Annotated in this window: 19 protein-coding genes; 13 read left to right on the forward strand and 6 right to left on the reverse strand. The window is 58.8% G+C overall.

The genetic code is table 11. The annotated features are described in order from the left end of the window. Positions 1 to 2,582, reverse strand: a 2,582-nt coding sequence (locus tag AF70_RS26285; RefSeq protein ID WP_218585025.1) for a VCBS domain-containing protein, incomplete at its 3' end; no start/stop codon positions are given. 739 nt (positions 2,583 to 3,321) lie between these two features. On the opposite strand from AF70_RS26285, the gene AF70_RS26290 reads away from it, so the two are divergent. Next, on the forward strand, positions 3,322 to 3,861 hold the full coding sequence (locus AF70_RS26290) for a hypothetical protein (RefSeq protein ID WP_028938889.1): 540 nt from the start codon (positions 3,322 to 3,324) through the stop codon (positions 3,859 to 3,861). A 1-nt stretch (position 3,862) separates the two neighbouring features. Here the strand turns inward: AF70_RS26290 and AF70_RS26295 are convergent, their stop codons facing one another. Beyond that, entirely contained in the window at positions 3,863 to 8,011 is a 4,149-nt protein-coding gene (locus AF70_RS26295) for a CheR family methyltransferase (protein ID WP_019582898.1), read from the reverse strand. A 380-nt stretch (positions 8,012 to 8,391) separates the two neighbouring features. Here AF70_RS26295 and AF70_RS26300 point away from each other — a divergent pair, with 380 nt between their 5' ends. From AF70_RS26300 to AF70_RS26315, 4 genes are all read left to right on the forward strand, one after another. Next, entirely contained in the window at positions 8,392 to 9,996 is a 1,605-nt protein-coding gene (locus AF70_RS26300; RefSeq protein ID WP_019582899.1) for a tetratricopeptide repeat-containing response regulator, read from the forward strand. After that, positions 9,993 to 10,685, forward strand: coding sequence for a sensor histidine kinase KdpD (locus AF70_RS26305; protein ID WP_028938890.1), 693 nt, complete (start codon positions 9,993 to 9,995; stop codon positions 10,683 to 10,685). The genes AF70_RS26300 and AF70_RS26305 overlap by 4 nt, the downstream gene beginning before the upstream one ends. Before the next feature lie 221 nt (positions 10,686 to 10,906). Continuing rightward, on the forward strand, positions 10,907 to 12,148 hold the full coding sequence (locus tag AF70_RS26310) for a glutamine synthetase family protein (protein ID WP_178119836.1): 1,242 nt from the start codon (positions 10,907 to 10,909) through the stop codon (positions 12,146 to 12,148). 70 nt (positions 12,149 to 12,218) lie between these two features. Beyond that, positions 12,219 to 13,607, forward strand: a complete 1,389-nt coding sequence (locus AF70_RS26315; RefSeq protein ID WP_019582902.1) for an MFS transporter — start codon at positions 12,219 to 12,221, stop codon at positions 13,605 to 13,607. A 63-nt stretch (positions 13,608 to 13,670) separates the two neighbouring features. On the opposite strand, the gene AF70_RS26320 is transcribed toward AF70_RS26315, so the two are convergent. From AF70_RS26320 to flgA, 4 genes are all read right to left on the reverse strand, one after another. After that, on the reverse strand, positions 13,671 to 14,417 hold the full coding sequence (locus tag AF70_RS26320; RefSeq protein WP_028938892.1) for a flagellar brake protein: 747 nt from the start codon (positions 14,415 to 14,417) through the stop codon (positions 13,671 to 13,673). A gap of 88 nt (positions 14,418 to 14,505) precedes the next feature. Continuing rightward, positions 14,506 to 14,973, reverse strand: coding sequence for a flagella synthesis protein FlgN (locus tag AF70_RS26325; protein ID WP_018926324.1), 468 nt, complete (start codon positions 14,971 to 14,973; stop codon positions 14,506 to 14,508). A gap of 48 nt (positions 14,974 to 15,021) precedes the next feature. Beyond that, a complete protein-coding gene (gene flgM / locus AF70_RS26330) occupies positions 15,022 to 15,348 on the reverse strand; it encodes a flagellar biosynthesis anti-sigma factor FlgM (protein WP_018926323.1) in 327 nt (108 codons plus the stop codon). Positions 15,349 to 15,515: 167 nt separating this feature from the next. Then, a complete protein-coding gene (flgA, locus tag AF70_RS26335; protein WP_019582904.1) occupies positions 15,516 to 16,277 on the reverse strand; it encodes a flagellar basal body P-ring formation chaperone FlgA in 762 nt (253 codons plus the stop codon). Positions 16,278 to 16,358: 81 nt separating this feature from the next. Between flgA and AF70_RS26340 the strand changes: the two genes are divergently transcribed. From AF70_RS26340 to AF70_RS26375, 8 genes are all read left to right on the forward strand, one after another. After that, positions 16,359 to 17,291 carry a chemotaxis protein CheV gene (locus tag AF70_RS26340; protein ID WP_019582905.1) on the forward strand — a complete coding sequence of 311 codons (933 nt, stop codon included), beginning with the start codon at positions 16,359 to 16,361 and terminating at the stop codon, positions 17,289 to 17,291. A 46-nt stretch (positions 17,292 to 17,337) separates the two neighbouring features. Continuing rightward, positions 17,338 to 18,165, forward strand: coding sequence for a protein-glutamate O-methyltransferase CheR (cheR, locus tag AF70_RS26345; RefSeq protein WP_026286437.1), 828 nt, complete (start codon positions 17,338 to 17,340; stop codon positions 18,163 to 18,165). A gap of 434 nt (positions 18,166 to 18,599) precedes the next feature. Then, positions 18,600 to 19,007, forward strand: coding sequence for a flagellar basal body rod protein FlgB (gene flgB, locus AF70_RS26350; RefSeq protein ID WP_007937506.1), 408 nt, complete (start codon positions 18,600 to 18,602; stop codon positions 19,005 to 19,007). 3 nt (positions 19,008 to 19,010) lie between these two features. Beyond that, a complete protein-coding gene (gene flgC / locus AF70_RS26355) occupies positions 19,011 to 19,454 on the forward strand; it encodes a flagellar basal body rod protein FlgC (protein ID WP_007937507.1) in 444 nt (147 codons plus the stop codon). 16 nt (positions 19,455 to 19,470) lie between these two features. Further along, positions 19,471 to 20,193: a flagellar hook assembly protein FlgD gene (gene flgD, locus AF70_RS26360; RefSeq protein WP_019582907.1), complete on the forward strand. Its 723-nt coding sequence runs from the start codon at positions 19,471 to 19,473 to the stop codon at positions 20,191 to 20,193. Between the two features lie 31 nt (positions 20,194 to 20,224). After that, positions 20,225 to 21,538, forward strand: coding sequence for a flagellar hook protein FlgE (gene flgE / locus AF70_RS26365; protein ID WP_028938893.1), 1,314 nt, complete (start codon positions 20,225 to 20,227; stop codon positions 21,536 to 21,538). A 231-nt stretch (positions 21,539 to 21,769) separates the two neighbouring features. Continuing rightward, entirely contained in the window at positions 21,770 to 23,509 is a 1,740-nt protein-coding gene (locus AF70_RS26370; protein WP_028938894.1) for a type I secretion system permease/ATPase, read from the forward strand. Next, positions 23,509 to 24,819, forward strand: a complete 1,311-nt coding sequence (locus tag AF70_RS26375) for an HlyD family type I secretion periplasmic adaptor subunit (protein ID WP_028938895.1) — start codon at positions 23,509 to 23,511, stop codon at positions 24,817 to 24,819. Before AF70_RS26370 ends, AF70_RS26375 begins: the two co-directional genes overlap by 1 nt. Positions 24,820 to 24,865 lie beyond the last annotated feature (46 nt).

Consider the following 24,865-nt stretch of genomic DNA (forward strand, 5'->3'; position numbering starts at 1 on the left):
TGGGTGGCGACGCCGCCGAGGCCATCGCTGACCTGGACGCTGAACATTTCGTTATGGCTCTCGCCGGCCTGCAACGATTGCACGGCACTGGCGACGCCATTGGTGCCGTTGGCCAAGGTGTAAGTCCACTGACCGCTGCCGTCGACGGCGATCGAGCCGTAGGTTCCAGTTGCCGAGCCATTGATCGACCAGGTGGCGGTGGCATTGTGATCGATGTCGGTCGAGCTGAATTGGCCACTGACGCTGAGGGTGGTGTCTTCCTGCACGGTGCCGACATCGTTGCCCGACGCGAAGCTGAGCACCGGCGCGTCGTTGCTGCCGGTGACAGTGACGGTCACTTGCTGGGTGTCGACGCCACCCAGGCCATCGCTGACCTGCACGCTGAACACTTCGTTATGGCTCTCGCCGGCCTGCAACGATTGCACCGCACTGGCAACGCCATCGGTGCCGTTGGCCAGGGTGTACGTCCACTTACCGGCGCCGTCGACGGCGATCGAGCCATAGGTGCCGGTATTGGACCCGGCAATGCTCCAAGTGGCGGTGGCATTGTGATCGATGTCGCTCGAGCTGAATTGGCCACTGACGCTGAGGGTGGTGTCCTCCTGCACGTTGCCGGCATCGCTGCCCGACGCGAAGCTCAGCACCGGTGCGTCGTTGCTGCCGGTGACGGTGACAGTCACCTGTTGGGTGTCGACGCCACCCAGGCCATCGCTGACCTGGATGGTGAACACTTCGTTATGAGTCTCGCCGACCTTCAGCGATTGCACCGCACTGGCAACGCCATCGGTGCCGTTGGCCAGGGTGTACGTCCACTTACCGGCGCCGTCGACGGCGATCGAGCCGTAGGTGCCGGTATTGGACCCGGCAATACTCCAGGTCGCCGTGGCCGCATGGTCGATGTCGGTCGAGCTGAACTGGCCGCTGACGCTGAGGCTGGTGTCTTCCTGCACCGCGCCGGCATCGTTGCCGGTGGCGAAACTGAGCACCGGCGCATCGTTGCTGCCGGTAATGGTGATGGTCACGGTCTGCATCGCCGAAGCAGCGTTAGCTGTACCGCTGTTGTCGGTGGCGATCACCTTGTACGAAAAGGTGATGGTTTCACCTGCGCCGAGGAAATCGAGGTTCTGGCTGGTGCTGTAGTCCCAACTGTTGTGATCGACCGAGAAGCCGGCGACCAGTGCCGAAGCCACGCCCGCATCGAGCGTGCCGCCGCTCCAGGCGATGTTGCCGTTGGAGGTGTGCGACACAGTTACCACGTCGATGTTGTCCACATCGGCAAAGCTCAGTGCGCCGCTGTCGCTCAGTGTGGCCGTACCGTTGCCTTCGCTCATGGCGCCGGTGGTGTCGGCAATCGCCAGCGTCGGCCGATCGTTGGTGCCGGTGATGGTAATGGTCACGGTCTGTACCGTGCCGTCACCGATCGCCACGTTATAAGTCTGGGTGAGGGTCTGGCCTTCGCCCAGGAACTGCACGGCGGCGTTGTCTACCGTGAAGTGCCAGCCCAGCGAGCCGCTGCCCGTACCGGTGCTGTCATGCAGTGGATCTGTGGTGAAGCTGCCCAGATAGCCGGAAGCGCCCGGTGTGACGGTGACGCTGTGGGTGTCGATCAGGTCGGCGTCGGTGAAGGTGATGCTGCCGTTGGCGGCGTAGTCGCCACTGTCTTCCTTGGCATCGCCTGTCTGCGCGCCGCTGGTAATGTGCACCTGGTCGTTGGTACCGGTGATGGTGATGATCACATTTTGCGTTGTCGACGAACCATGCCCATCGTTGAGGGTGACCACATAGGTTTCGGTAGCTGTCTGACCTTGGGCCAGGTACTGGGCTGCCGCATTGTTCACGGTGTAAGTCCAGTTAACGGTGCCGTTGGCCGCATTGGCCGCTTCAACCACAGAGGCCAGGCTGAAGTTGCCCAGCGCTGTGGTATTGCCTCCCGCCGCCACGAATGAGGCGGTATGCGTGTCGCTCAAATCGACATCGCTAAACGCAATCGTGCCCGTCGTGCTCAGCGAATCGGTTGTGCTCGGCGTTGTGGGCGCATCTTCGGTGACCGTGCCGGCCTGCACGCCGATGTTCATCGTCACGCTGTCATTCATGCCGGCAAATTGCACTTGTGCAGTAGCCCAGCTGAGGGTGCCATTGCCGAGACGAATCGCATACGTAAAGCTGTCTGTCAGGGACGCTCCGGCAGCAAGCGACTGAAGTTGCGTCTTGAACGCGGTCGACAATGTAGCGGCGTCGTAGCCGACCTTGCCATCAGAAGTAATCCAGATCTTTGCCCCATTGAGGCTGCTATCGCTACTCGTCGCCTCGATTCTGCTCGTGTCCTGGACCAGGAGGTCGGCCGGGGCATAAACCTTGGTGGCAGTAGAGAGACTGGTCCCATCATCAAGTGACCAGAGTGTCTTTGCGTTACCGCCCAGGTCATTGGACATGACGTCCAGGTACACGACCCCCAGCAGGTCTTCGGTGATGCTCGCGCTGCTCGTGCCAATGACACCTGTGGTGAAAATGTCGTCCTGCGCCTGCGGCGTATTGGAAAACGAAGTAACGGTGCCGCCGCTGGTCGTGGTGGTGGTAGCCATGTCTTTCTCCCGAGAATGCTTTTTTTATTGGAATCGCCAGGGACTGCTAACAGGACGAAGTCCCGTGCTTGCGCCGCTCAGAGTGTTCAGGAGCGGTACGGGGCGGCTACCGGACATCGTCGACCGTCTGGGCTAGACGGGACAGGCGCTGCCGGCAGAGGGGTGCTGGTCTCGCGGGGGTGAAGAAACTCGCCGTACTTGAGGAGCGAATCGCAGGAGCGGTCGGGCGAACGTGGGCCCAAGCCTGAGGCTGCGCTGCGCGTGGCGCGCAGTATCCTGAGAGCACCCATAGGGAAGGGACTCCTGAAGTAATGGCTGGATGAGGCCGTATTTTGGTACAGCACTGATTCAGGGATACGGCCTTTCCTGATATCAGTTTGATAGGTGTTTAGTTGTGGGGTCAGGCTTTGTAAAGGTGTTAAGCGCAGGTAACAGTACGATGTGCCAATATTCCGACAGGTGGATGTTTTGGTGTCAATATTATGTCGATTTGTTTTTGGCGAAGTGCCCGCCGGCACTCAATAGTGGTGTGCCTCAAATGAGCTGAAACCCTTATGCAGCAAGGGCTGGCTGCGTAATTCCAGTGCAAGGACACTCTAGAGTTGCAGCGTCTGCGGTTAGAAAAGCCCGTCAGAGCATTCCTCTGGCGTTTTTTTTCTTGCTCGAACCACCTGACGACTTACGTGGAAAGTCAGTCATTGCTGTGTATTACTTCTGACTCCACTCAAGGAGCCAAGCAATGCGACACAGAGGTGCACAGTTCTGGTTATGGACCGACCCCCGATTACCTCACCACATCCATGAAGAAGTGCTCGGTGACGGGACGCAAGTGGAAGTGCGGGCACGACTGAGTCGTGAGGGGATCACCCAGGTGTTCATCGGTGTTTACGATAACCACGGGATCATGCTGTGTGAGGAGTTTCACGACAGGGGTAGTGATGAGACTTTATGCGCGGCGTTGAAGTGGGGCGCGCTGCGAGCGGGGGAGATTGTAGCGGGCACGCAGGCGTTCGTTGCACCTCATCGGGTGCAACTGACGCTAGGCACGGTCATCACCGATGAGTCGGTACTGGCGCTGCGGCGGATGGAAATGAACGAACGTGAGCGTTTCAAGCTCAGCTGCGAAGATGCGTGGTCGGAATACCTGGCCGCCAAAGCGGCCATGCTCAACCTCATGCGCGCGCCCAAAGTCGATCCCAGGGTCTGGGCGGACCACAAGGAGCGACTGAAGCAGGCGATTGACCGGCGCGTCTGTGTACAACGCGCCTATTTACGCTGAGCTATTCAGAACCTGATGCCCGGTGCTGTCGCAGGGTCTCGATGGTCGCGATCAGGTCATCGTAGGACACCGGTTTTCCAATGTACTGGTCAAAGCCCGATTGACGAGCCTTTTTAATATCGCTGATAGCGCCATAGCCAGTCAGGGCAATGGCCGGCACATCCTTGATGTGCGGCAACTGACGTAATGCTTGCATCAGTTCATGGCCGTTCATGACCGGCATGCCCAAATCCGAAATGATCAGGTCGAAGTGGCTGTTGGTTGCCGCGTCCAGAGCATCCCATGGACGATCGAAGGCAACGACTTCGGCGTCCTCCATTTCCAGCAGCATTTTCAGGGTTTCCAATACCTCGGCAGAGTCGTCGACCAGCAGAATCGTCAGGCCGCTCAGTTTTCCTGATACCTCGTCGGTTGGCGTTGTGGCTTGAGTTTTACCTTCACTACTGGCCAGCGGCAAATAGACAGTGAAGGTACAGCCTTCCCCAGCCCCCGGCGAACTCACTTCAACCGTGCCATGTTGGGCCTCGGTCAATTGGCGCACCAGTGACAAACCGATGCCCAGCCCTTCGCGCTGGTGGTTGGCGTGCTGTGTTTCAGCCTGGCCAAACAGGTCGAATACGTGTTCGAGGTTCTCGACCGCGATGCCGGTGCCATTGTCCTTGACTTCCAGCCGCGCCATGTCCCCAGCCTGGCTGGCGATCAATTGCACGCGGCCGTCGGGCGGGGTGAATTTCAGTGCGTTGTTCACCAGGTTCCAGATGATCTGCTCCAGGCGCGTCGGATCGGCGCGCACCATCAGCGGCTCCGAAGGTACATGCAGCTCGACGGTGGTGCTGTGCTGGTCATTGAGGACGACGGTGTAAATATCGCGCAGCACACTGGCCAGATCCACGGCGATCGGTTTGAGCTTGAGCTTGCCGGTGCGCACACGGGCGACATCCAGCAGGTCGTCGATGATCCGCGCCTGGCTGCTGACAGCATCGCAGATGGTGTTGACGGCTTTGGCGGCCGGCGCCACCGACTTGGTCACCGGCAAGCGCCGCAACAGTTCTGCGTTGAGCTGGATCAGGTTCAGAGGATGCTTGAGTTCGTGGGACATGACCGCGAAGAACTCATCCTTGAGGTAATTGGTGTTCAGCGTCTCGGCCAGTTGTTGGCTCTGCTCTTCATGCTGGCGTTTGTGGCCGGTCAGATCCCGGGCGATTTTCACGTAGCCGTGAAGGTTGTCACCGTTGAGCTGGGTCACCTCGCCGCTGCAATAGAAACGGCTGCCATCCTTGCGTAGATGCCAGCGTTCATCTTCGGAACGGCCATGGGTGCGAGCCCCCAGCAGTTCGGTTTCAGGCACGCCGGAGGCGCGGTCTTCGGCGGAAAAAATGAAGTCGTAGTAAGCGCCTTCGGCCTCGGTCTTGCTGTAACCGAAGATCAGCTCGGCGCCTTTGTTCCAGGTGGTGATCACGCCTTGTTCATCAAGGGTGATAATCGCGTAGTCGCGGGTGCTTTCGGCCACCAGACGCATGCGTTCTTCGCCCAGGCGAAGTTCTTCTTCGGCCGCGCGGCGTTTGGTGATGTCAATGAACGTCAGCACGGTGCCGTCGATACGGTCTTCGCTGGAGCGATAGGGCAGCAGGCGGGCGATGTACCAGTGCTTGTCGGTGCTGCTGACTTCACGTTCGATCATGTTCAATGATTCGAACACCGATGCCGCGTCACTCGCCAGGTTGTCGTAGTGCAGGCGATGCGTGATGTCGAGCAGGGAGCGGCCGGTATCCACCGGCAACATGCTGAAAATGTCGGTGGCGCGCGGGGTGAACCACTTGATTCGCATGCTGCGGTCGACAAACACCGTGGCAATGTCGGTGGAGGCGATCAGGTTGGTCAGGTAGTCGTTGATCTTGTCGGTTTCTTCGACTTTGGTTTTCAGCTCGTAGTTGACCGTCAGCAGCTCTTCGTTGATCGATTGCAGCTCTTCCTTGCTGGTTTCCAGCTCTTCGGTGGCCGAGCGCAGTTCTTCGTTGATCGCCTGCATTTCTTCGTTGGAAGCTTTCAGTTCTTCACTGGAAATTTCCGATTGTTCAATGGTGTCCTGCAAGTGCAGTTTGGTGCGTTGCAGTTCACGCTCAAGATTGGACAGCACCTGGCTTTCGGTTTGCAGCAGGGGCGTGGCCGTCGCTTGCGCAGGATCGACTTCGATTTCCTCGAAAATCACCAGGATGAACTCGCCGTCCGACTCTTCATCCTTGTAAGGCTGCGCCTCCAGGTTGACCTTGTAACGCCGCTCTTCGTGCTTGACCGGCACCTCGCGGGATTTTACCGCCAGGCCACTCTGCTGGACCTGGAACAGTGTGGTGCGGATTTCCAGGCGCAGCTCCGGAAGGATCAGCGTCAGCAGGTTGCGTGACAGCTCACCGCCCACATGCCGCAGGAAACGCCCGGCACTTTCGCTCATGTGCAGGATATCGGCGTTGGTATCGACGATCATGCTCGGTGGGGCGTAGCGTTCGAGGGCGCGCTGGTGGATGTCGGCGAAAGACAGTTTGCGCTGCACGACGTTTTGCGGCGCCTGCCGGGAAATATTGGAGCGCACATAACCACCGCGCGGCACGGTCGGCGTACGTCGGCTACTGGCGGTGCCGGTTTTAGCACGGAAGATCCGGTTGCGTTTGTCCACCGGCGTAAACAGCTCATGACAAGCGTCTGCGCTTTCGGAAGACCCCAGGAACAGAAAACCGCCGGGGCGCAAGGCGAAGTGGAACATCTGCAGGATTTCGCGTTGTACTTCGCGATCCAGATAGATCAACAGGTTCCGGCACACGATCAGATCGATTTGCGAGAAGGGTGGGTCGGACAGCAGGCTGTGTTTGGCGAACAGCACCTTCTCGCGGATTTCCTTGCGAATCCGATAGTGCTCATCTTCCTTGATGAAGTAGTGCCGCAGCCGCGTCGGCGGTACATCCGTCACGATGGCTTGCGGGTACAGACCGGCCCGGCCAAAGCTGATGGCGCGCTCGTCGATGTCGGTGGCGAAAATTTGCAACGAGGCCTTGCTGTCCTCCAGTTGCAGCTGATCGTTCACCAACATCGCCAGGCTGTAGGCTTCTTCGCCGGTGGAGCAGCCAGCCGACCAGATCCGGATTTCTTCTTTCTCAGGCTGGGCCGACACCGCGGCACCGACCAGCTGCGGCACGATATCGCGCTCCAGCGCTTCGAAGGCTTCACGATCACGGAAAAAATTGGTCACGCCGATCAGCATGTCCCCCAGCAGCGCCTTGGTTTCTTCGGGATTGCTTAGCAGGTAGCGGTAATAAGCTCCCAGGTCTGGCTGGGCCGTGACCTGCATCCGGCGTTCGATCCGCCGCAATACTGTCGCGCGTTTATAGTGCTTGAAGTCATGACCGGTGCCGGTGCGCAACAGGATCAGGATGTCGTGCAGCATTTGTTCGGCGAGTGCTGCGTCACGCTCGGACACCGAGGCGAAGGATTGCAGTTCCGGATCGTTGGCGGCAGGCAAGCTGATTTCCCGGGAGTTGTGCCACAGGTCCAGCAGCTTTTGCGGCATTTCTACTACGGGCAACACCAGATCGACCATGCCGGTCTCGATGGCCGCCCGGGGCATACCGTCGAATTCGGCGTCTTCCGGCACCTGGGCCAGGGTAATGCCGCCCTGTTCCTTGATGCGTGACAGGCCGACCGCGCCGTCGGAACCGCTGCCCGAAAGCACCAGGCAGAAGGCGCGCTCGCGGTGCACCTGAGCCAGATCGCGGAAGAACAGATCGATCGAGGCGTGGCGCCCCAGTTGTGGGTCGTTTTCAACAACCTCAAGGTTATTGCCATTCATCAGCAGTCGCCGCGCCGGCGGGATGACATAGACCCGGTTTTTCTCTATCGGTACGGTTTCGGTGACCTGCAGAACCGGCATCCGGGTCGATTCCTGGATGATCTTGTCTGCGACGCTTTGGTGGTCGGGTGACAGGTGCAAAATGATCACAAATGCCATGCCGTTGTCTTGAGGCATGTTCTCGAAAAACAGCTTGATAGATTGCAGCCCGCCCGCCGACGCGCCAATACCCACCACCGGAAAGTCCAGGGTGCTGGGGGTCAGGGCCTTTCGCTCGAGAGCCATGGCCGAGTGCTTGGGGGTGGTGGTCATTTCCTGGCCTTTACCGGCGATTTAGAACGTATTGAGTTCAAGCGGACAATAATTAGCGTGCTCCAATAAATCAGGATAATCCCGTTTTTCAATAACGCCTTCAAATATTTAGCGCGTCCATGTGCAGCCGTATGATCTTTTGGCAGTAAAACGAGCGATTGCACCTCCGTTGCTTCAAGGGAACGCGACTACTTGCCGATAACGCGACAAGCCGTTGTGATTTCATCGCTGGTGGCCGGTAAAGCTCATCACGTGATTGTGCGAAATTGCTTGATAGCCAATGGCCTCTCGCTATCATCTGCGCGCCCGAAAGGCCGCGAAGCTGAACTCGCAGCCATTGCCTTTAGGTTGTTCTTCCTTAAATTGCCTGGAAATCTTCGATGCTGTCGTATCACCAAAAAAGCTTTTTGATCGTCGATGATTTCTCGGATTTCCGCAGTTCCGTCAGGTCCATGCTGCGGGAGCTGGGCGTCAAGGACGTCGACACCGCCGATACCGGTGAGCAGGCGCTGCGCATGTGCTCGCAGAAGTCCTACGACTTCATCCTGCAGGATTTCCACCTGGGCGATGGCAAGAAAAACGGTCAGCAGGTACTCGAAGATCTGATGATCGAGAAGCTGATCAGCCATGAAAGTGTGTTTGTCATGGTCACCGCCGAAACCAGCCAGGCCATGGTGCTTAGCGCACTGGAGCATGAGCCCGACGCTTACCTGACCAAACCGTTCAACCGCTCTGGCCTGGCCCAGCGCCTGGAGCGACTGGAACAGCGCAAGACCTTGCTCAAACCGATCCTGCAAGCGCTTGACCGGGGCAAACCGGTTGAAGTGCTCAATGCCTGCATCGCCCTGTGCAAACAGGACATTCGATATTCGCCGCTGTGCCTGCGTTATCGCGCCGATGCGTTGCGCGACTTGAACCAGAACGAAGCGCTGGAGCGTCTTTACGACAGCATCATTGCCGATCGGCCTTTGCCCTGGGCGTTTGCCGGATTGGGCCAATTGCTGTTCAAGCGCGGGCAGGTCAGCCAGGCCAAGGGCATTTACGAAAAAGCCTTGAAAGTCTTCCCGATGATGCCGGCCCTCTACGATGGCATGGCCGATGTGCTGGTCGCCGAAGGCGACACCAAAGCGGCGCAGAAAGTGTTGGAAGAGGCAATTCGCCTGTCGCCGCTGGCGGTGCGCCGGCAAGCGTTGCTGGGCAAGTTGGCAATGGCCAACGAAGATTTTGACACCGCCTCCAAAGCCTACCGCCAGGCCGTGAACCAAGGGGCGCAGTCACGCTTCAAGGATGCGGAAAGCAACCTCGGCCTGGCCCATGCCTTGATCAGCAAAGGTGCGGAAAAGGGCCTGGACACTCGAACCCGCCTGGAAATCAACACGACGCTGAGTGCCGTGGCGAAGGAGAATCCTTCCGACCCAGGCCTGCAGATTCGTGCGCGTCTGATGAAGGCCACCAGCCTGCTGCTCAACGATGCCGAGACCGCCGAGAAGCTCACCGAGCAAGCGATGATGCGCCTCGATGGCATGGAACAGTTCATGAGCGCCGAAGCGGCGCTGCTGGTGGCCAAGCAGTTGCAAATGCTGGGGCAGGCGAGTGCCGGTGCTTCGATGTTGAAAAACTGTGCGGAAATCTACGGCGACGATCCGACCGTGATGAAGGGTATCGCCAAGCTGACCGACGACCCGACCATCCTCAACTCGGGCAACGCCGCCGCCGACCTCAACCGTCAGGGCGTGCGGGTGTACAAGACCGGCAATCTGGTGGAAGCCCGGGAAGTGTTCCGCAAAGCCCTGGCGCTGCAACCGAAGAACATCAGTATTGCCCTGAACATGGCGCAGTCGCTGCTGCATGGCACCGACACCAGCGTGCCGTCGGCTGAGCTGGAAGAGTGCCGGGCCTGCCTGAAAACGGTCGGCCTGATGCCCGATACCGATGCGCGTTATCCGCGCTACCAGAAACTGAAAATCAAGGCGTTCGGCGAATGATCGACAGCGAACCGTCACTCGACTTCTCCACGGTGATTGCCTCCACCGTGCACGACATGAAGAACTCTCTGGCGATGCTGATGCAGGCCCACAGTCAATGGCTGGCGCGCTTGCCTGATCCCGAGCGGCAGACCCCGGAGCAGGGCGTCATCGACTTCGAGTTCGCCCACCTCAATGGCATGCTGGTGCAGTTGCTGGGGCTGTACAAGCTGGGCGTCAACCAGATGCCGTTGCAGCCGGCCTACCATGAGCTGGATGACTTCATTGAGGCGCAACTGGCGGCTCATCAAGAAGTGTTCGCCAGCCGCGGCATTATCGCGACCTATGAAGTGGACCCGTTGAGCCCGCTGGGTTTCTTCGATCGGGAGCTGATTGCCTCGGTGCTCGCCAACAGCATCAACAACGCCATCCGTTACGCCCGGCATGCCTTGTTGATCAGCGTCAGCGATGAGGCCGGGCAACTGGTGCTGACCATCAACGACGATGGCGAGGGTTATCCACCCGAGATGATCAAGCGTCAGGCCGACTATGTGCAGGGTATCAACCACAGCAGTGGCAGTACCGGCCTGGGCCTGTACTTCGCCGGGCGGATTGCCGCCTTGCACCAGCGCAATGGCGTGGGCGGACGCACCGAAATCAGTAACGGCGGCCCATTGGGTGGCGGCGTGTTCAGTCTCTATCTCCCCTGAACGACACGTTCCTCACAGGATTGCGCCTTTTTGTTTGACGCTGCTTGATATTCTGAACAGCTGGAGCCTATTTTGTACGGGTCGCCGTTCGCGGCTCGTATAACAACAAGGATTGCGTCATGACAACCGATGGCCATCGTTCACTCGCGCAGCGATTGACGGGCATTGATGAGATTGAATGTATTACGCCGGACCTGAACGGCGTACCCCGCGGCAAGGTGATGACCGCCGAAGGATTTCTTGAGGGGCGGCGTTTGCAGATGGCGCGGGGAGTGCTGCTGCAATGCATCATGGGCGGCTATCCGCCGGCGCATTTTTACGGCAGCGATGATGGTGACCTGGCGCTGGTGCCTGATCCGGCGCAGATTCACCGCTTGCCTTGGAGTTCGCACCCTCGGGCACTGGCCATATGCGATGCGCAGGAACTGACTGGCGAGAGCTCGCACCTGTCGACTCGCGGCCAACTCAAGGCGGTGATCGCTCGCTACGCCGCCCTCGGTTTGGCGCCAGTCGTGGCGACCGAGCTGGAATTCTTTGTGTTCGCACCCAACCCTGACCCGACGCAACCCTTCCAGCCGCCAGTGGGCCTGGACGGTCGTCGTGAGGACGGTCATTCGGCATTCAGCATCAGCTCCAATAACGGCTTGCGGCCGTTCTTCACTGAAGTCTACGCAGGCATGGCGGCGCTGGGCTTACCGCGCGATACCTTCATGCACGAGATGGGCGTCAGCCAGTTCGAGATCAACCTGCTGCACGGCGATCCGCTGCTGCTGGCCGACCAGACCTTGCTGTTCAAGCATCTGCTCAAGGAAGTGGCGCTCAAGCATGGCCTGACCGTGGTCTGCATGGCCAAGCCGTTGGCTCACACGCCGGGCAGTTCGATGCATATTCACCAGAGCGTCGTCGAGATCGGCACCGGGCGTAACGTGTTCAGCGACGAGGCTGGCGAGCCGACCGCGACCTTCCGTCATTTCATCGGTGGTCAGCAAGCTGGCCTTGCGGATTTCACCGCGCTGTTTGCGCCGAACGTGAACTCTTATCAGCGCCTGTGCCATCCTTTTGCATCGCCCAATAATGCCTGCTGGTCCCACGACAACCGCGCGGCCGGCCTGCGCATTCCAGCCAGTTCACCGGTCGCTCGTCGGGTCGAAAACCGCTTGCCGGGGGCTGATGCCAACCCGTATCTGGCGATCGCCGCGAGCCTGGCGTCGGGGCTGTATGGCATCGAAAACAAACTGGAACCGAGCGAAGCGGCCCGGGGCGAGTTCGTGGTGCCGGATAATCTTGCGTTGCCGTGTACCTTGCATGCCGCACTTGAACGTCTGAAACGTAGCCAATTGGCGAAGGAACTGTTCGGCAAGGAGTTCATCGAAGGCTACATCGCTTCGAAGACCCTGGAGTTGACCAGCTTCCTCGATGAAATTACTCCCTGGGAACGGCGTGTTCTAGCAGCCCAGGCCTGACGACCTGTCGCCATCGGGCTATCGTTGTCGATAGCCCGATACTCACTGCAAGGAGCCGCTCGGAACGCCAATGCGCCAAATCCTGAAATCCTTTCGAGGACTTTATTTCGCCTCGCTGATGATGTTGATCGGCTCGGGCCTGTTGAGTACTTACCTGGCCCTGCGCCTGGCGGCCGATAAGGTCGACAGCCTGTGGGTCGGCGCATTGATGGCGGCCAACTATTTCGGCCTGGTGCTGGGCGGCAAGATCGGCCATCGGCTGATTGCCCGGGTCGGGCATATTCGAGCTTATTCAGCCTGCGCCGGGATCGTCGGCGCGGCGGTGCTGGGCCATGGCCTGGTCGATTGGCTGCCCGCGTGGCTGTTCCTGCGGGTGATTGTTGGCCTGGGCATGATGTGCCAGTACATGGTGATCGAAAGCTGGCTCAATGAGCAGGCAGAAGCCAAGCAGCGTGGCGTGGTGTTCAGCGGCTACATGATCGCTTCGTACCTGGGGCTGGTGTTGGGGCAGCTGATTTTGGTCATGCACCCGGGCCTGGGCCTGGAACTGCTGATGCTGGTCGCACTGTGTTTTGCCCTGTGTCTGGTGCCGGTGGCCCTGACCCGGCGGATTCACCCGGCACCTTTGCACCCGGCGCCGATGGAGCCGCGCTTCTTCATCAAACGCGTGCCGCAGTCACTGAGCACGGTGTTGGGGGCGGGATTGATCGTCGGTTCGTTCTACGGCCTGGCGCCTCTGTATGCCTCCCAGCAAGGATTGTCCACCGAGCAGGTCGGTCTGTTCATGGGCACTTGCATTTTTGCAGGCCTGGTGGTGCAGTGGCCGTTGGGATGGCTATCGGATCGTTATGACCGGGCGGTATTGATCCGCAGTTTTGCGTTTAGCCTGGCACTGGCAGCATTGCCGCTGGCGATCATGCCGCAGGTGCAACTGGAGGTGCTGTTCATCGCCGGGTTCCTCTGCTCGTTGGTGCAGTTCTGTCTGTACCCGCTGGCGGTGGCGTTCTCCAACGACCACGTCGAGGGTGATCGCCGGGTGTCGCTGACGGCCATGTTGCTGGTGACTTACGGTGTCGGCGCGAGTGTCGGACCATTGGTGGCCGGGGTATTGATGAAGCTGTTCGGCAGCCAGATGCTTTATGCCTTTTTCAGTTTTTTTGCCTTGGTGCTGGTGTGGCGAATCCGCCCGAAAGCAGTCACCAATCTGCATCAGGTGGACGATGCTCCGCTGCATCACGTGGCCATGCCGGACAGCATGACGAGTTCGCCACTGGTGGCTTGCCTTGACCCGCGCGTCGATGAGCAGGTGGTGCAGGATCAGATGCAGAATCCGGTCAACCCGGAGGCTGATGTCAATCCGGATACCGAGCCCGAACCAGAACCAGAACCTGAACCAGTTTCGGATACAGAAGACCCGGACGCAGGTCGCGAGCAAAGTTTTACCGAAGCGCGGCCGTGATCAAGGCATAAAAAAACGGGCAGTCACCGTAAGGGACTGCCCGTTTTTTATTGGCGGGGCGTATCAGAAATCGTCTTTATCGAAGCGCCGCGCTTCACGTTGCAGCTGATAGACGAACCGCTCGACTTGCCGCTGTACCAGGCCGCTCATGTTGTGAAAACGCACGCCGGCGAAGGTAGTGTTGATCTTTTCTTCAAAGTGCAGGTAACGCAGTTCGACCGGTGCCGTCATGCTGCCAAAGGGCAGGGCGGCGATGAAGCGGTCGTAGACCTGACCCAATTGCAGCCTGGCGGTGATGTCGCCGTCGAAGCGCAATTTGCAGCCAGTGGCGGAGATGTCCAGCAGTTTGCCACCGATAGGCGACTTGAGTTTCTCACCGCCCAGCTCGACATTGACCAGTTGTGCCAGCTTCAACGCAGCGCGGAAAGCATTGCGGCGCTGGTGGTAAACCACCTCATCGGGCAGCGCGCCACGGTAGCAGCGGCCATCACCGGACTCGTCGATAGTCAGCGGGCCATTGCTTTCCCAGGCGATGCGCACGCCGTCGTGGAAGCCTTCGACCTTGAACGGTTCGCCGGCCAGCAGAAAGCGTTCGCCGTCGCGCGGGATCATTTCGTCCAGGGCGATCATCTTGCTGTCACGGTCGACGTCCACCAGATAACTCTGGAAGCGCTGGCTGCGCTCGTGAAACGTGATGATCAGCGGGTCATGGCTGTCTTGCAGCTGACGCAGGTTGCCGGAGATTTCCAGGGGCGTGGTGAGCACCTTGGGTGGCTGCGGAGCATCTTCCGCGCTTAAGGCATTGGACACGAGGTATCAATCTCCAGACAAATATGACTACTGGCCGGCATTCTGCCAGCATGTTTCGCGTCTTGATAGGGCGTGCTCATTGAAAGGCTTAAGCCTGACTGAGCGGGCGTGGCTTGGCGAGCTTGGAGGTTGATCCGCGGGCATCGTAGAGCGCTGGCGGCTCGCCGCCGGTGAGGATTTTCAGCTGGTTGGCCGTGGCGGCCTGCTGCACCAGAATCGACTGGCCATTATTGGCATTGGCGGCCTGGCACTGGGCCAGGAGGTCGGTCAGCACGTCGCTCTGTCCCAGCAACCGTTCGCCAATGCTCGACTGGCTGGCGAGTTGCTCCAGGCCCTGGCGGTTGGTTGGCAGGTTGAGGCTGGCGAGGATTTCACTGCGCTTGCGGCCATGCTGTTCGAGCAGAATGATCAATGCCTGTTTATGCGCCAGAATTTCTTCGAGCAGTGGCATGTCGCGACCGTGCAAGGCGAGGGACTCGGTTTGCAGTAGCTCCAGCAGCTGTTGCGCCGGGGCAAAGTCGTCGATGATCAGTTGCAGTAAATGAGTGTCGTGCATGGCTGGCCTTGGGTTTTAAGCGTCCAAAAGCCTGGCGCGGGCCGTGGCCTAGCGCTGGGCTTCGAAGTTGAGCAGTTTGCTGGCTACACGGTTGCTGTCGACTTTATAGCTGCCATCGGCAATCGCTGCTTTCAACTCGGCCACGCGGGCGTTGTCGACGGCAGGCTGATCGCGCAGCTTGTCAGTGACCTTCTGCAACTGTTGAGCCTCATTGCTGAGGTGTACCGATTCCCCGCTTTTGGTGGTACTGGCCTGTTCGGCCGGGGTATTCAGCGGCGTGGATTGGCCGGCTTCGGCGGTTTCCTTAGCGGTGCTGGTACGCGTACTGCCCGTAAGTGACGAGGAGCTGTTTAAACGACTGAAATCGATGACCATGACAAAAAACCTCTGGATATTTGGACGCTTGCCATGTTTTCGGCGATTCCCCGAAAAACTTTAGGCCCATTTATCAATGAGCTTGCATGCGCCAGCGCATGCCCTGCATGCGGCACAGTTTAGGCAACCGCCAGGCGGTGCGCCATCACTTCACAAACACAGAGCCCTTACATGGCCACTTCCACCTGGCCGGGCGCGGTGACTTGCGCCTTGATGACCCGCTGGGAGTTAAGGTTCTTCACGCGAATCTGTTCGCTCAGGCCGCCGTTGGACAGCGCTTCACCCGGCATGCGCACACTGAGCGTACCACTGCGGGCGGTAATCACCACCTGGTCGCCCTTGCGAACCACTTCCGCCTGTTCGAGATGCACCAGCGTAATGATCTGATCGGCGACCATTGGTCGGGTAAGTTTTTGCCCGATCGCCTGATCGACGGAAGTCAGAAACCCTTGGTTTATCAGGCTGATATCACGCTCGCGCAGGGTTACGTCCTGAGGTTCGATAATCCCTGTGCGCTTGAGCGGACGAGTGGTCGTCACAATGTCGCGAAACAGCTTCACTTGAGCGGGCACGAAGACCGTCCAGGGCGAGGCGCCATCGCAGCGAACCTTGACCGTGACCCGTCCCAGAGGCCTTGCCGGGCTCTCGAGGGTGGCTGTCAATTCCTTGTCGCACATAGGCATGCGCAGGCGCGGATCGAGCTGGTTGACCTGGATTTCGTAGCGACCTTGCGTTTGACTGGTGGCCAGATAGTCCTCTACGGTGAATTCAAGAAAGCCCTGGGTGACGCCGATAAGCATGTCAGGCAAGGTAACCGTATCAGCAAGGGCAGGGCTGCCAGCGTTGAACAGGCAAGCGGCCGACATCGCGCAGAGCAATCTGCGGCAGGTTGATGTCAGGTGTCGGAAAAATGTCGGTTCTGTGTTCATAAGAGTTAAAAAGCAAGCGCCGTGCCGTTTCGTGATGAATGTGCGTCGCAACACACTTAGCGTTGGTGTAGGAGTCTGGGCATGGCTGGTGTAATGGATTCGGTGAACCAGCGCACGCAACTGGTAGGGCAGAATCGCCTTGAGCTGTTGTTGTTCCGTCTCGACGGCCAGCAGCTGTATGGGATCAACGTGTTCAAGGTTCGCGAGGTGCTGCAATGCCCCAAGCTGACCCTGATGCCCAAGTCCAGTCCTGTCGTGTGCGGTGTGGCGAATATTCGGGGGGCAACCATTCCGATCCTGGATCTGGCGATGGCGACCGGTGCCGGTCGGTTGCTGGACCAGAGCAATCCCTTCGTGATCATCACGGAGTACAACACCAAGACCCAGGGTTTCCTGGTTCGGTCGGTGGAGCGCATCGTCAACATGAACTGGGAGGAGATTCATCCGCCACCCAAGGGCACGGGGCGCGATCACTACCTGACGGCTGTGACTCGGGTCGACAACCAGTTAGTCGAAATCATCGACGTCGAGAAGGTGCTGGCGGAAGTGGCGCCGACGCCGGAAGCGATTTCGGTGGGCGTGGTCGATGTTGAAACCCAGCACAAGGCGCTCTCTTTGCGCGTATTGACGGTCGACGACTCGTCGGTGGCGCGCAAGCAGGTGACCCGTTGCCTGCAAACGATCGGTGTCGAAGTGGTGGCGTTGAACGACGGTCGGCAAGCGCTGGATTACCTGCGCAAGCTGGTCGACGAGGGAAAGAAGCCGGAAGAAGAGTTCCTGATGATGATCTCCGACATCGAGATGCCGGAGATGGACGGGTACACCCTGACGGCCGAGATCCGCAGCGACCCGCGCATGCAAAAGCTCCATATCATCCTGCATACTTCGTTGTCGGGTGTGTTCAATCAGGCGATGGTCAAGAAGGTCGGTGCCGATGACTTCCTGGCCAAGTTCCGTCCTGATGACCTGGCATCCCGGGTAGTCGACCGGATCAAAGCAGCAGATAACAGCTAGAGGCCTTCTGCCCCTGGCGGTCAACACGATTTAAGAGGCGGTATCTTTGTCTACGGGTAATTTGGATTTCGAACAGTTCCGGGTATTCCTGGAAAAAGCCTGTGGCATTTTGCTCGGTGAAAACAAGCAATATCTGGTCTCGAGCCGTCTCAACAAACTGATGGAACAGCAGGGCATCAAATCGTTGGGTGAGCTGGTTCAGCGCATCCAGACCCAGCCGCGCAGCGGTTTGCGCGAGATGGTGGTGGATGCCATGACCACCAACGAAACCCTGTGGTTTCGTGACACCTATCCGTTTGAAGTCTTGAAGAACAAGGTATTGCCTGAAGCGATCAAGGCCAGCCCCGGTCAGCGCCTGCGGATCTGGTCGGCGGCGTGTTCGTCGGGTCAGGAACCGTATTCGCTGTCGATGTCCATCGATGAGTTCGAACGGGTCAACATGGGCCAGTTGAAGATGGGCGTGCAGATCGTTGCCACCGACCTGTCCGGCAGCATGCTGACCAACTGCAAGACCGGTGAATACGACAGCCTGGCCATCGGTCGCGGTCTGTCGCCCGAGCGCCTTCAGCGTTACTTCGACCCCAAGGGGCCGGGGCGCTGGGCCATCAAGGCACCAATCAAGAGTCGGGTGGAGTTTCGCTCGTTCAACTTGCTGGACAGCTACGCGAGCCTGGGCAAGTTCGACATCGTGTTCTGCCGCAACGTGCTGATCTACTTCTCCGCCGAGGTGAAGAAAGACATCCTGTTGCGCATTCACAGCACGCTCAAGCCGGGCGGTTATCTGTTCCTTGGCGCGTCCGAAGCGCTGAACGGTTTGCCGGACCATTACCAGATGGTCCAGTGCAGCCCGGGGATCATTTACCAGGCGAAGTGATTCGTTGACGGCATAAAAAACGGGAGTCCTGAGAGGGCCTCCCGTTTTTTTGTGCCTGCCAAATTCCTTCGGCTTCACCTCAATCCCGTGTGGTAACGAACTGTGGCGAGGGGGGCTTGTCGGAACGCCGCATCGCCCCGTTGGGCTGCGAAGCAGACCTGAAATCTCTGATGTAGCAAAAATCCTGTGAGTGCTACGCACTCAAACGGGGGCAAGCCCCCTCGCCACAGTTCGCTCCCACAGGGTCAGTTGTTGTTCTGGCGATCGGCGATAAGCGGCAGAAAAGCGGCAGGCGGCGGAAATCGGTTGCCGCTTTTCTGGCATTGCCGCCTCACCACTGCCCGCAAAGCCCCGGTTTACGGGGTTTTTTGAATTGGCACGCCGCTTGCTATGTTCACGTTACGAAAAATCAGGTCACCCGAAGGTTTCCCGACATGAGCATCAGCTTCGATAAAGCGCTCGGTATCCACGAACAAGCCCTGGGCTTCCGCGCTCAGCGTGCCGAAGTCCTGGCCAACAACATCGCCAACGCCGACACCCCGAACTACAAGGCTCGGGATCTGGACTTCTCGAAAGTGCTCGCCGAGCAGAACGAGAAAACCAAAAACGGCAAGTTCGCCTTGAGCATGACCAACAGCCGTCACATCGAAGCTGAAGGCCTGGGCAATGGCGACGAGTCGCTGATGTATCGCACGCCGATGCAACCGTCGATCGACCAGAACACCGTGGACGCCCAACTGGAACAGTCGAACTACGCGGAAAACGCGGTCAACTTCCAGGCCAGCTTCACCCTGCTCAACAGTAAATTCAAAGGGCTGGTGTCAGCCCTGCGCGGAGAGTAATTCATGTCCCTGTCCAGTGTTTTCAACATTGCCGGTAGCGGCATGAGTGCCCAGACCACTCGCCTGAACACCGTTGCCAGTAACATCGCCAACGCCGAGACCGTTTCGTCGAGCATCGACCAGACCTACCGCGCCCGTCACCCGGTGTTCGCCACCATGTTCCAGGGCGGCCAGAGCGGCGGCAGCGATTCGCTGTTTCAGAACCAGGACGCGGCCGGTCAAGGCGTGCAAGTGCTGGGTGTGGTCGAAGACCAGAGCAACCTTGAAGCGCGCTACGAGCCGAACCATCCGGCCGCTGATGCCAAGGGCTACGTCTACTACCCGAACGTCAACGTCGTCGAAGAAATGGCCGACATGATTTCCGCAAGCCGTTCGTTCCAGACCAACGCAGAAATGATGAACACCGCCAAAACCATGATGCAGAAGGTCCTGACCCTCGGTCAGTGATAAGGGGCGACTTTCGATGAGTGTTACCGATACCACTAGCGGCGTAAGCATCAAGGATGTCCTGGCCAACTCTTCGGTCAAGACCACGACCACCAGTGATGGTCTTTCCGCGGCGACCAGCAGTGCCACCGGCAGCAAGGCATTGGGCAAGGATGCGTTCCTGCAACTGCTGGTCACCCAGCTGAAAAACCAGAACCCGCTCGATCCTCAGGACAACAGCGCGTTCGTAGCCCAGTTGGCGCAGTTCAGTAGTCTGGAAGGCATCACCACGCTGAACGACACCGTCAGCGGTATTGCCGGCAACTACAACTCCTCGCAAGCCTTGCAGGCTTCTTCGCTGGTGGGCCGCTCGGTCATCGCGCAGACCGACAAAGCGGTGGTTGATACCTCCAAGAGCCTCAACGGTACCGTCGTGGTCCCGACATCGGTTTCCGCAGCCACCGTCAAGATCACCAACTCGGCAGGCACGGTCATCCGCACCCTCGACCTGGGCAGTCAAAGCGCCGGCAATGCCAGCTTCATTTGGGACGGCAAGGATAGTTCGGGAGCGGTGGCACCGGCGGGTACTTACACCTTCGGCGCCACGACCACCATCGATGGCACGAACACCTCACTGATTACTTACCTGCCGGCAACGGTCAACAGCGTGACCATCAGCCAGACCGGCGGTGAGTTGATGCTGAACCTGGCAGGCCTGGGCAGCGTTGCCCTGTCCAAAGTGCAAACCATTGGTCTATAGAGCCGACTAACACGGCACAAAGGAGTGGAATATGTCTTTCAATATCGGCCTTAGCGGTCTCTATGCAGCCAACAAACAACTGGACGTGACCGGCAACAACATCGCCAACGTCGCGACCACCGGTTTCAAATCGTCCCGTGCAGAATTCGAAGACGTGTACTCGGCCACTCGCCTGGGTACCGGCAGCAAAACCATCGGCAACGGCGTACGCCTGGCCAACGTTTCCCAGCAGTTCAGCCAGGGTGATGTGAACAACACCGGCAACGTGCTGGACATGGGTATTCAGGGCAACGGCTTCTTCATCCTCAGCGACAACGGTTCCCTGAGCTACACCCGTGCCGGTGCGTTCAAGACCGACGCTCAAAACTTTGTGGTCGATAACAACGGCAACCGACTGCAGGGTTATGGCGTCGATGCCAACGGCAAGATTGTCAACGGTGTATTGACTGACTTGAAGATCGATACGTCGAGCCTGAAGCCGAATCCGACGACCCGAATTGATCAAACCCTTAACCTCAACTCGTCGGAATTATCGCCGACCGTGGCTACGTTCAGCCCTACGGATACCAACAGCTATAACAAGACCATTTCCACCAAGGTCTATGACAGCCAGGGCAACGAACACACCATGGATCAGTACTACGTGAAGACGGGTACTAACACCTGGAAAATGTATACCTACATGGATGGCCGTACTCCATCCGATCCGGCTAACAACACACTGACTCCGCTGACTGCCGACATCGTTTTCAACTCGGACGGCACGGTCAAGACCCTGACCGGCAGTACCGGTTTTGCTAACGTCGGTGGCACGCTGACCATGACGGGATGGAAACCTGGGGCAATCACAAACGCCAATACAACACCTGTTACCTGGGGCTTGAACGGGGCTGATGCTGCGGCCGCCGGTATTGCGGTGTCCATGACTAAGGTCTCTTCCTATAACTCGCCAACCGCCCGTACAGCCCAATACCAGGACGGCTACGCCACCGGCCAGATCTCCAGCCTGACTATTGACGCCAGCGGTGTTATGACCGCCAACTTCAGCAACCAGCAAACCAAGGCTATCGGCCAGGTGGCGGTGGCCAGCTTCGCCAACGAGCAAGGCCTGCAGCCAATTGGCGGCACACGTTGGAAAGAGACCTTCGCTTCCGGCGTGGCCGGTGTCGATGCGCCGAAAACCGGTACCCTGGGCTCGGTAGTTTCCAATTCGCTGGAAGAGTCCAACGTCAACCTGACCAACGAACTGGTTGATTTGATCAAGGCGCAGAGCAACTACCAGGCGAACGCGAAGACCATCTCCACCCAGAGCACCATCATGCAGACCATCATTCAGATGACCTGATGTGATTCGATAGCTCTAAAAAACCGATGCCGCAAGGCGTCGGTTTTTTTATGCCCGATAGAAAAGCGGTCGAGCAGGTTTCTACCGTTCGTCGGGTCTGTCTGGTGCGGAACTTGCACTCTCGGCGAGCGCGGGTCGTTACGCGTCAAGTTTCTTTCGGCCTGCGTCATAAAGCCAGAACACGCGTTCGGCGACATGGAAGCCATGCAAAACCCTAGGGATGGAACACCAGTGAAAAGTCATAAAGCCGTCAGTGCGCCTGTCGTGGCGCTGCAACTGAAATCGGTATTGCGTCAGGGTTTGATCGGCGCAGCAGTGTTTTCCGGGGTGATCAATATTCTGGCGCTGATCGGCCCGGTGTTCATGCTGGAAGTCTATGACCGGGTCATTCCCAGCCAAAGCATACCGACGCTGGTCGCCCTGGGGCTGCTGGTGCTTGGTGTCTACGCGTTGTCCGGTCTGTTGGACATCGTACGTTCCCGGGTCATGGTCAGAATCGCTTCGTCCCTCGATCTGGCGTTATCGTCCAGAGTCTTCAGCGTCATTTCCGGCGCCTCGTTGAAAACGCCGATTACCGGGGATGCCTTGAAACCGGCGCAAGAGCTGGATCAGATCCGTGGCTTCATCGGTGGGCCAGGGTTAGTGGCTTTCTTCGATTTGCCGTGGATGCCGGTCTATCTGGCCGTCTGCTTCTATATCCACCCGTCGTTCGGCTGGTTGACCACTGCGCTGGTGATTGTCCTGATCGCCTTGACGATCATGACCGACCGACAAACCCGCAAGTTGATGCAGGCCTCGGCCGAAGCGTTGAACAAACGCAATCATCACGGCCAACAGTCCCACCAGAACGCCGAAGCGCTGGCAGCCATGGGCATGGTCGACAATGCGTCGACCATTTGGCAAAACCACCACAGCACGTACACGACCTTGCAGAGACGCTCGGTGGACATTGGCAGTTTTTTTGGCGGTATCTCGAAAAACCTGCGCCTGGCCGTGCAGTCGGGATCGCTGGCCCTCGGTGCTTATCTGGTGATCAAAGGTGACCTGAGTGGCGGGACGATGGTCGCCGCTTCAATCATCGTCGCCCGTACGCTGGCGCCCGCCGAGCAAGTCATCGCCACCTGGCGCAGCTTGCTGGGCGCGCACATCGCCTGGAAGAAACTGCTGGAAGTCTTCAGCCTGTTTCCCGATCAGCAGAGCAAGACTGAACTGCCGGCGGCTCATCGTAATTTGCAGGTGGAAGGGATTTTCGCCGCGCCTCCTGGTGGCCAGCGGCTGACGCTGCAAAACGTCAATTTCACCGTGGCGGCTGGCACGGCTGTCGGCGTGGTGGGGCCGAGTGCCTCGGGCAAGTCTTCATTAGCCCGCGTTCTGGTGAATGCCTGGCGCCCCGCGCGCGGACATGTGCGGCTCGATGGCGCGCCCCTCGATCTGTTGACGGACCAGGCTCGAGGCAAGTTGATTGGTTACCTTCCACAAAGCGTGGGCCTGTTCACCGGCACTGTCGCCCAGAACATCGCACGGCTGGACCCATCGGCAGCGGACAGTGCGATTGTTGCCGCCGCCCAACTGGCGGGTGTTCACGAGTTGATTCTGCAATTACCCCAGGGCTACGAAACCCAGGTCGGTGAGGGCGGCGTCAATCTGTCCGCCGGCCAGCGGCAACGCGTTGCCCTGGCACGAGCGTTGTTCGGCGACCCATTTCTGGTGGTGCTCGACGAGCCCAATTCCAACCTCGATGCCGAAGGCGAGCATGCGCTGGCCAGGGCGATCCTGGCGGTCAAGGCACGAGGCGGCATTGTTGTGGTCATCGCCCATCGCACCAACATCCTGTCAGTGATCGATCAAGTGCTGATTCTGGAAAACGGCGCCCAGGTTGCCTTCGGGCCTAAAGAATCCGTGCTGAGAAAACCCGCGCCACCGGCCTCCCGGCCCACAACCAATGTCGTGGAAATGGGAGTGTCCAACTGATGCATAACGATCAAGAAAGTACCTTGAGCCATTCGCTGTCCCGCCACTTGCGCCTGGGTGTGATCTCGCTGGTGGTATTGCTCGGCGGCGGTCTGACCTGGGCGATCTGCACCAACCTGTCCGGTGCGGTGATTGCCACCGGCACCCTCGCAGTGGAAGGCAGCGTCAAAAAGATCCAGCACCCCACCGGCGGTGTAGTCGCCGAGTTACTGGTCAAGGAAGGCCAGCAGGTAGCGGCGGGAGATGTCTTGCTGCGCCTCGATGCCACCTTGCAAGCGGCCAGTCAGGCCATCGTGAGCAAGTCGTTGAATCAAGCGTGGGCACGCCAGGCGCGCCTGGAAGCCGAACGCGACAATGTCAGTGAAGTGGCAGTGCCGAAAGAACTGCTCGCACGCATGAGTACCGATCAGGCGCGCGTGGTCATGGCCAGCGAACAGCAATTGTTCCTGGACCGGCGTGCGTCCCGCGAAGGACAGAAGAAGCAATTGCGCGAACGGGTTCAGCAACTCAACGAAACCATCGTCGGCCACGACATCCAGCAGAAAACCAAGTCCGAAGAAATCGAACTGATCGACAAGGAATATCAAGCGGTCAAAAAGCTCTTCGACAAAGGCCTGATGACTCTGGATCGGGTTAATGCCCTGGCTCGTGGCATCGCCCGACTGCGCGGTGAACGCGGACAACTGATGGCCTCCATTGCAGAAGCGCGGGGCAAGATCGCCGAAACCGAGCTGCAGCGGCTTCAAGTCGATCAGACCTTTCGCAGTGAAGTCTCAGAGGAATTGCGCGACTTACTCGCACGCCAGGGCGAGCTGATCGAGCGTGAAATCAGCGCCAATGATCAGCTCAAGCGAATCGACATCACCTCGCCCATTGCCGGGCGGGTACAGCAATTGGCCGTGCACACCGTGGGCGGGGTGATTTCCCCGGCTGAAGGCTTGATGCAGATCGTGCCGGCTGATGATGAGTTGTTGGTGGAGGCGAAGATCAATGCGCAGGACATCGATCAGGTGTCTCTCGGTCAGGACGCTACGTTGCGCCTGAGTGCTTTCAATCGCAGCACCACTCCCGAGTTGAGCGGCACCGTGGTTCGCCTCTCGGCGGATCTGATTCAGGACGAACGCACGGGTGTTGGCTTCTACCGCGCGGGCATCAGAATTCCTCAGAGCGAACTGACAAAGCTTCAAGGGCTGGCCCTGGTGCCGGGCATGCCGGTGGAGTCGATGATCAAAACCGGCTCCAGAAGCGTCATTTCTTATTTGCTCAAACCAATCAGTGATCACGCCCAGCGTGCGTTCAGAGAGGGGTAAGGCCCCCGAATTACCTGGCGTTTTTTCAGAGTAGTTTTCCAACACA

The organism is Pseudomonas sp. KD5, assembly GCF_012932895.1.
Lineage (GTDB): Bacteria > Pseudomonadota > Gammaproteobacteria > Pseudomonadales > Pseudomonadaceae > Aquipseudomonas.

Excerpts from the sequence above, each read along its gene's own strand:
- AF70_RS26290 (WP_028938889.1), top strand. The coding sequence starts at position 3,322 with ATGCGACACAGAGGTGCACAGTTCTGGTTATGGACCGACCCCCGATTA.
- AF70_RS26295 (WP_019582898.1), bottom strand. The coding sequence starts at position 8,011 with ATGACCACCACCCCCAAGCACTCGGCCATGGCTCTCGAGCGAAAGGCC.
- AF70_RS26300 (WP_019582899.1), top strand. The coding sequence starts at position 8,392 with ATGCTGTCGTATCACCAAAAAAGCTTTTTGATCGTCGATGATTTCTCG.
- AF70_RS26305 (WP_028938890.1), top strand. The coding sequence starts at position 9,993 with ATGATCGACAGCGAACCGTCACTCGACTTCTCCACGGTGATTGCCTCC.
- AF70_RS26310 (WP_178119836.1), top strand. The coding sequence starts at position 10,907 with ATGACCGCCGAAGGATTTCTTGAGGGGCGGCGTTTGCAGATGGCGCGG.
- AF70_RS26315 (WP_019582902.1), top strand. The coding sequence starts at position 12,219 with ATGCGCCAAATCCTGAAATCCTTTCGAGGACTTTATTTCGCCTCGCTG.
- AF70_RS26325 (WP_018926324.1), bottom strand. The coding sequence starts at position 14,973 with ATGCACGACACTCATTTACTGCAACTGATCATCGACGACTTTGCCCCG.
- flgM (WP_018926323.1), bottom strand. The coding sequence starts at position 15,348 with ATGGTCATCGATTTCAGTCGTTTAAACAGCTCCTCGTCACTTACGGGC.
- flgA (WP_019582904.1), bottom strand. The coding sequence starts at position 16,277 with ATGAACACAGAACCGACATTTTTCCGACACCTGACATCAACCTGCCGC.
- AF70_RS26340 (WP_019582905.1), top strand. The coding sequence starts at position 16,359 with ATGGCTGGTGTAATGGATTCGGTGAACCAGCGCACGCAACTGGTAGGG.
- flgB (WP_007937506.1), top strand. The coding sequence starts at position 18,600 with ATGAGCATCAGCTTCGATAAAGCGCTCGGTATCCACGAACAAGCCCTG.
- flgC (WP_007937507.1), top strand. The coding sequence starts at position 19,011 with ATGTCCCTGTCCAGTGTTTTCAACATTGCCGGTAGCGGCATGAGTGCC.
- flgD (WP_019582907.1), top strand. The coding sequence starts at position 19,471 with ATGAGTGTTACCGATACCACTAGCGGCGTAAGCATCAAGGATGTCCTG.
- flgE (WP_028938893.1), top strand. The coding sequence starts at position 20,225 with ATGTCTTTCAATATCGGCCTTAGCGGTCTCTATGCAGCCAACAAACAA.
- AF70_RS26375 (WP_028938895.1), top strand. The coding sequence starts at position 23,509 with ATGCATAACGATCAAGAAAGTACCTTGAGCCATTCGCTGTCCCGCCAC.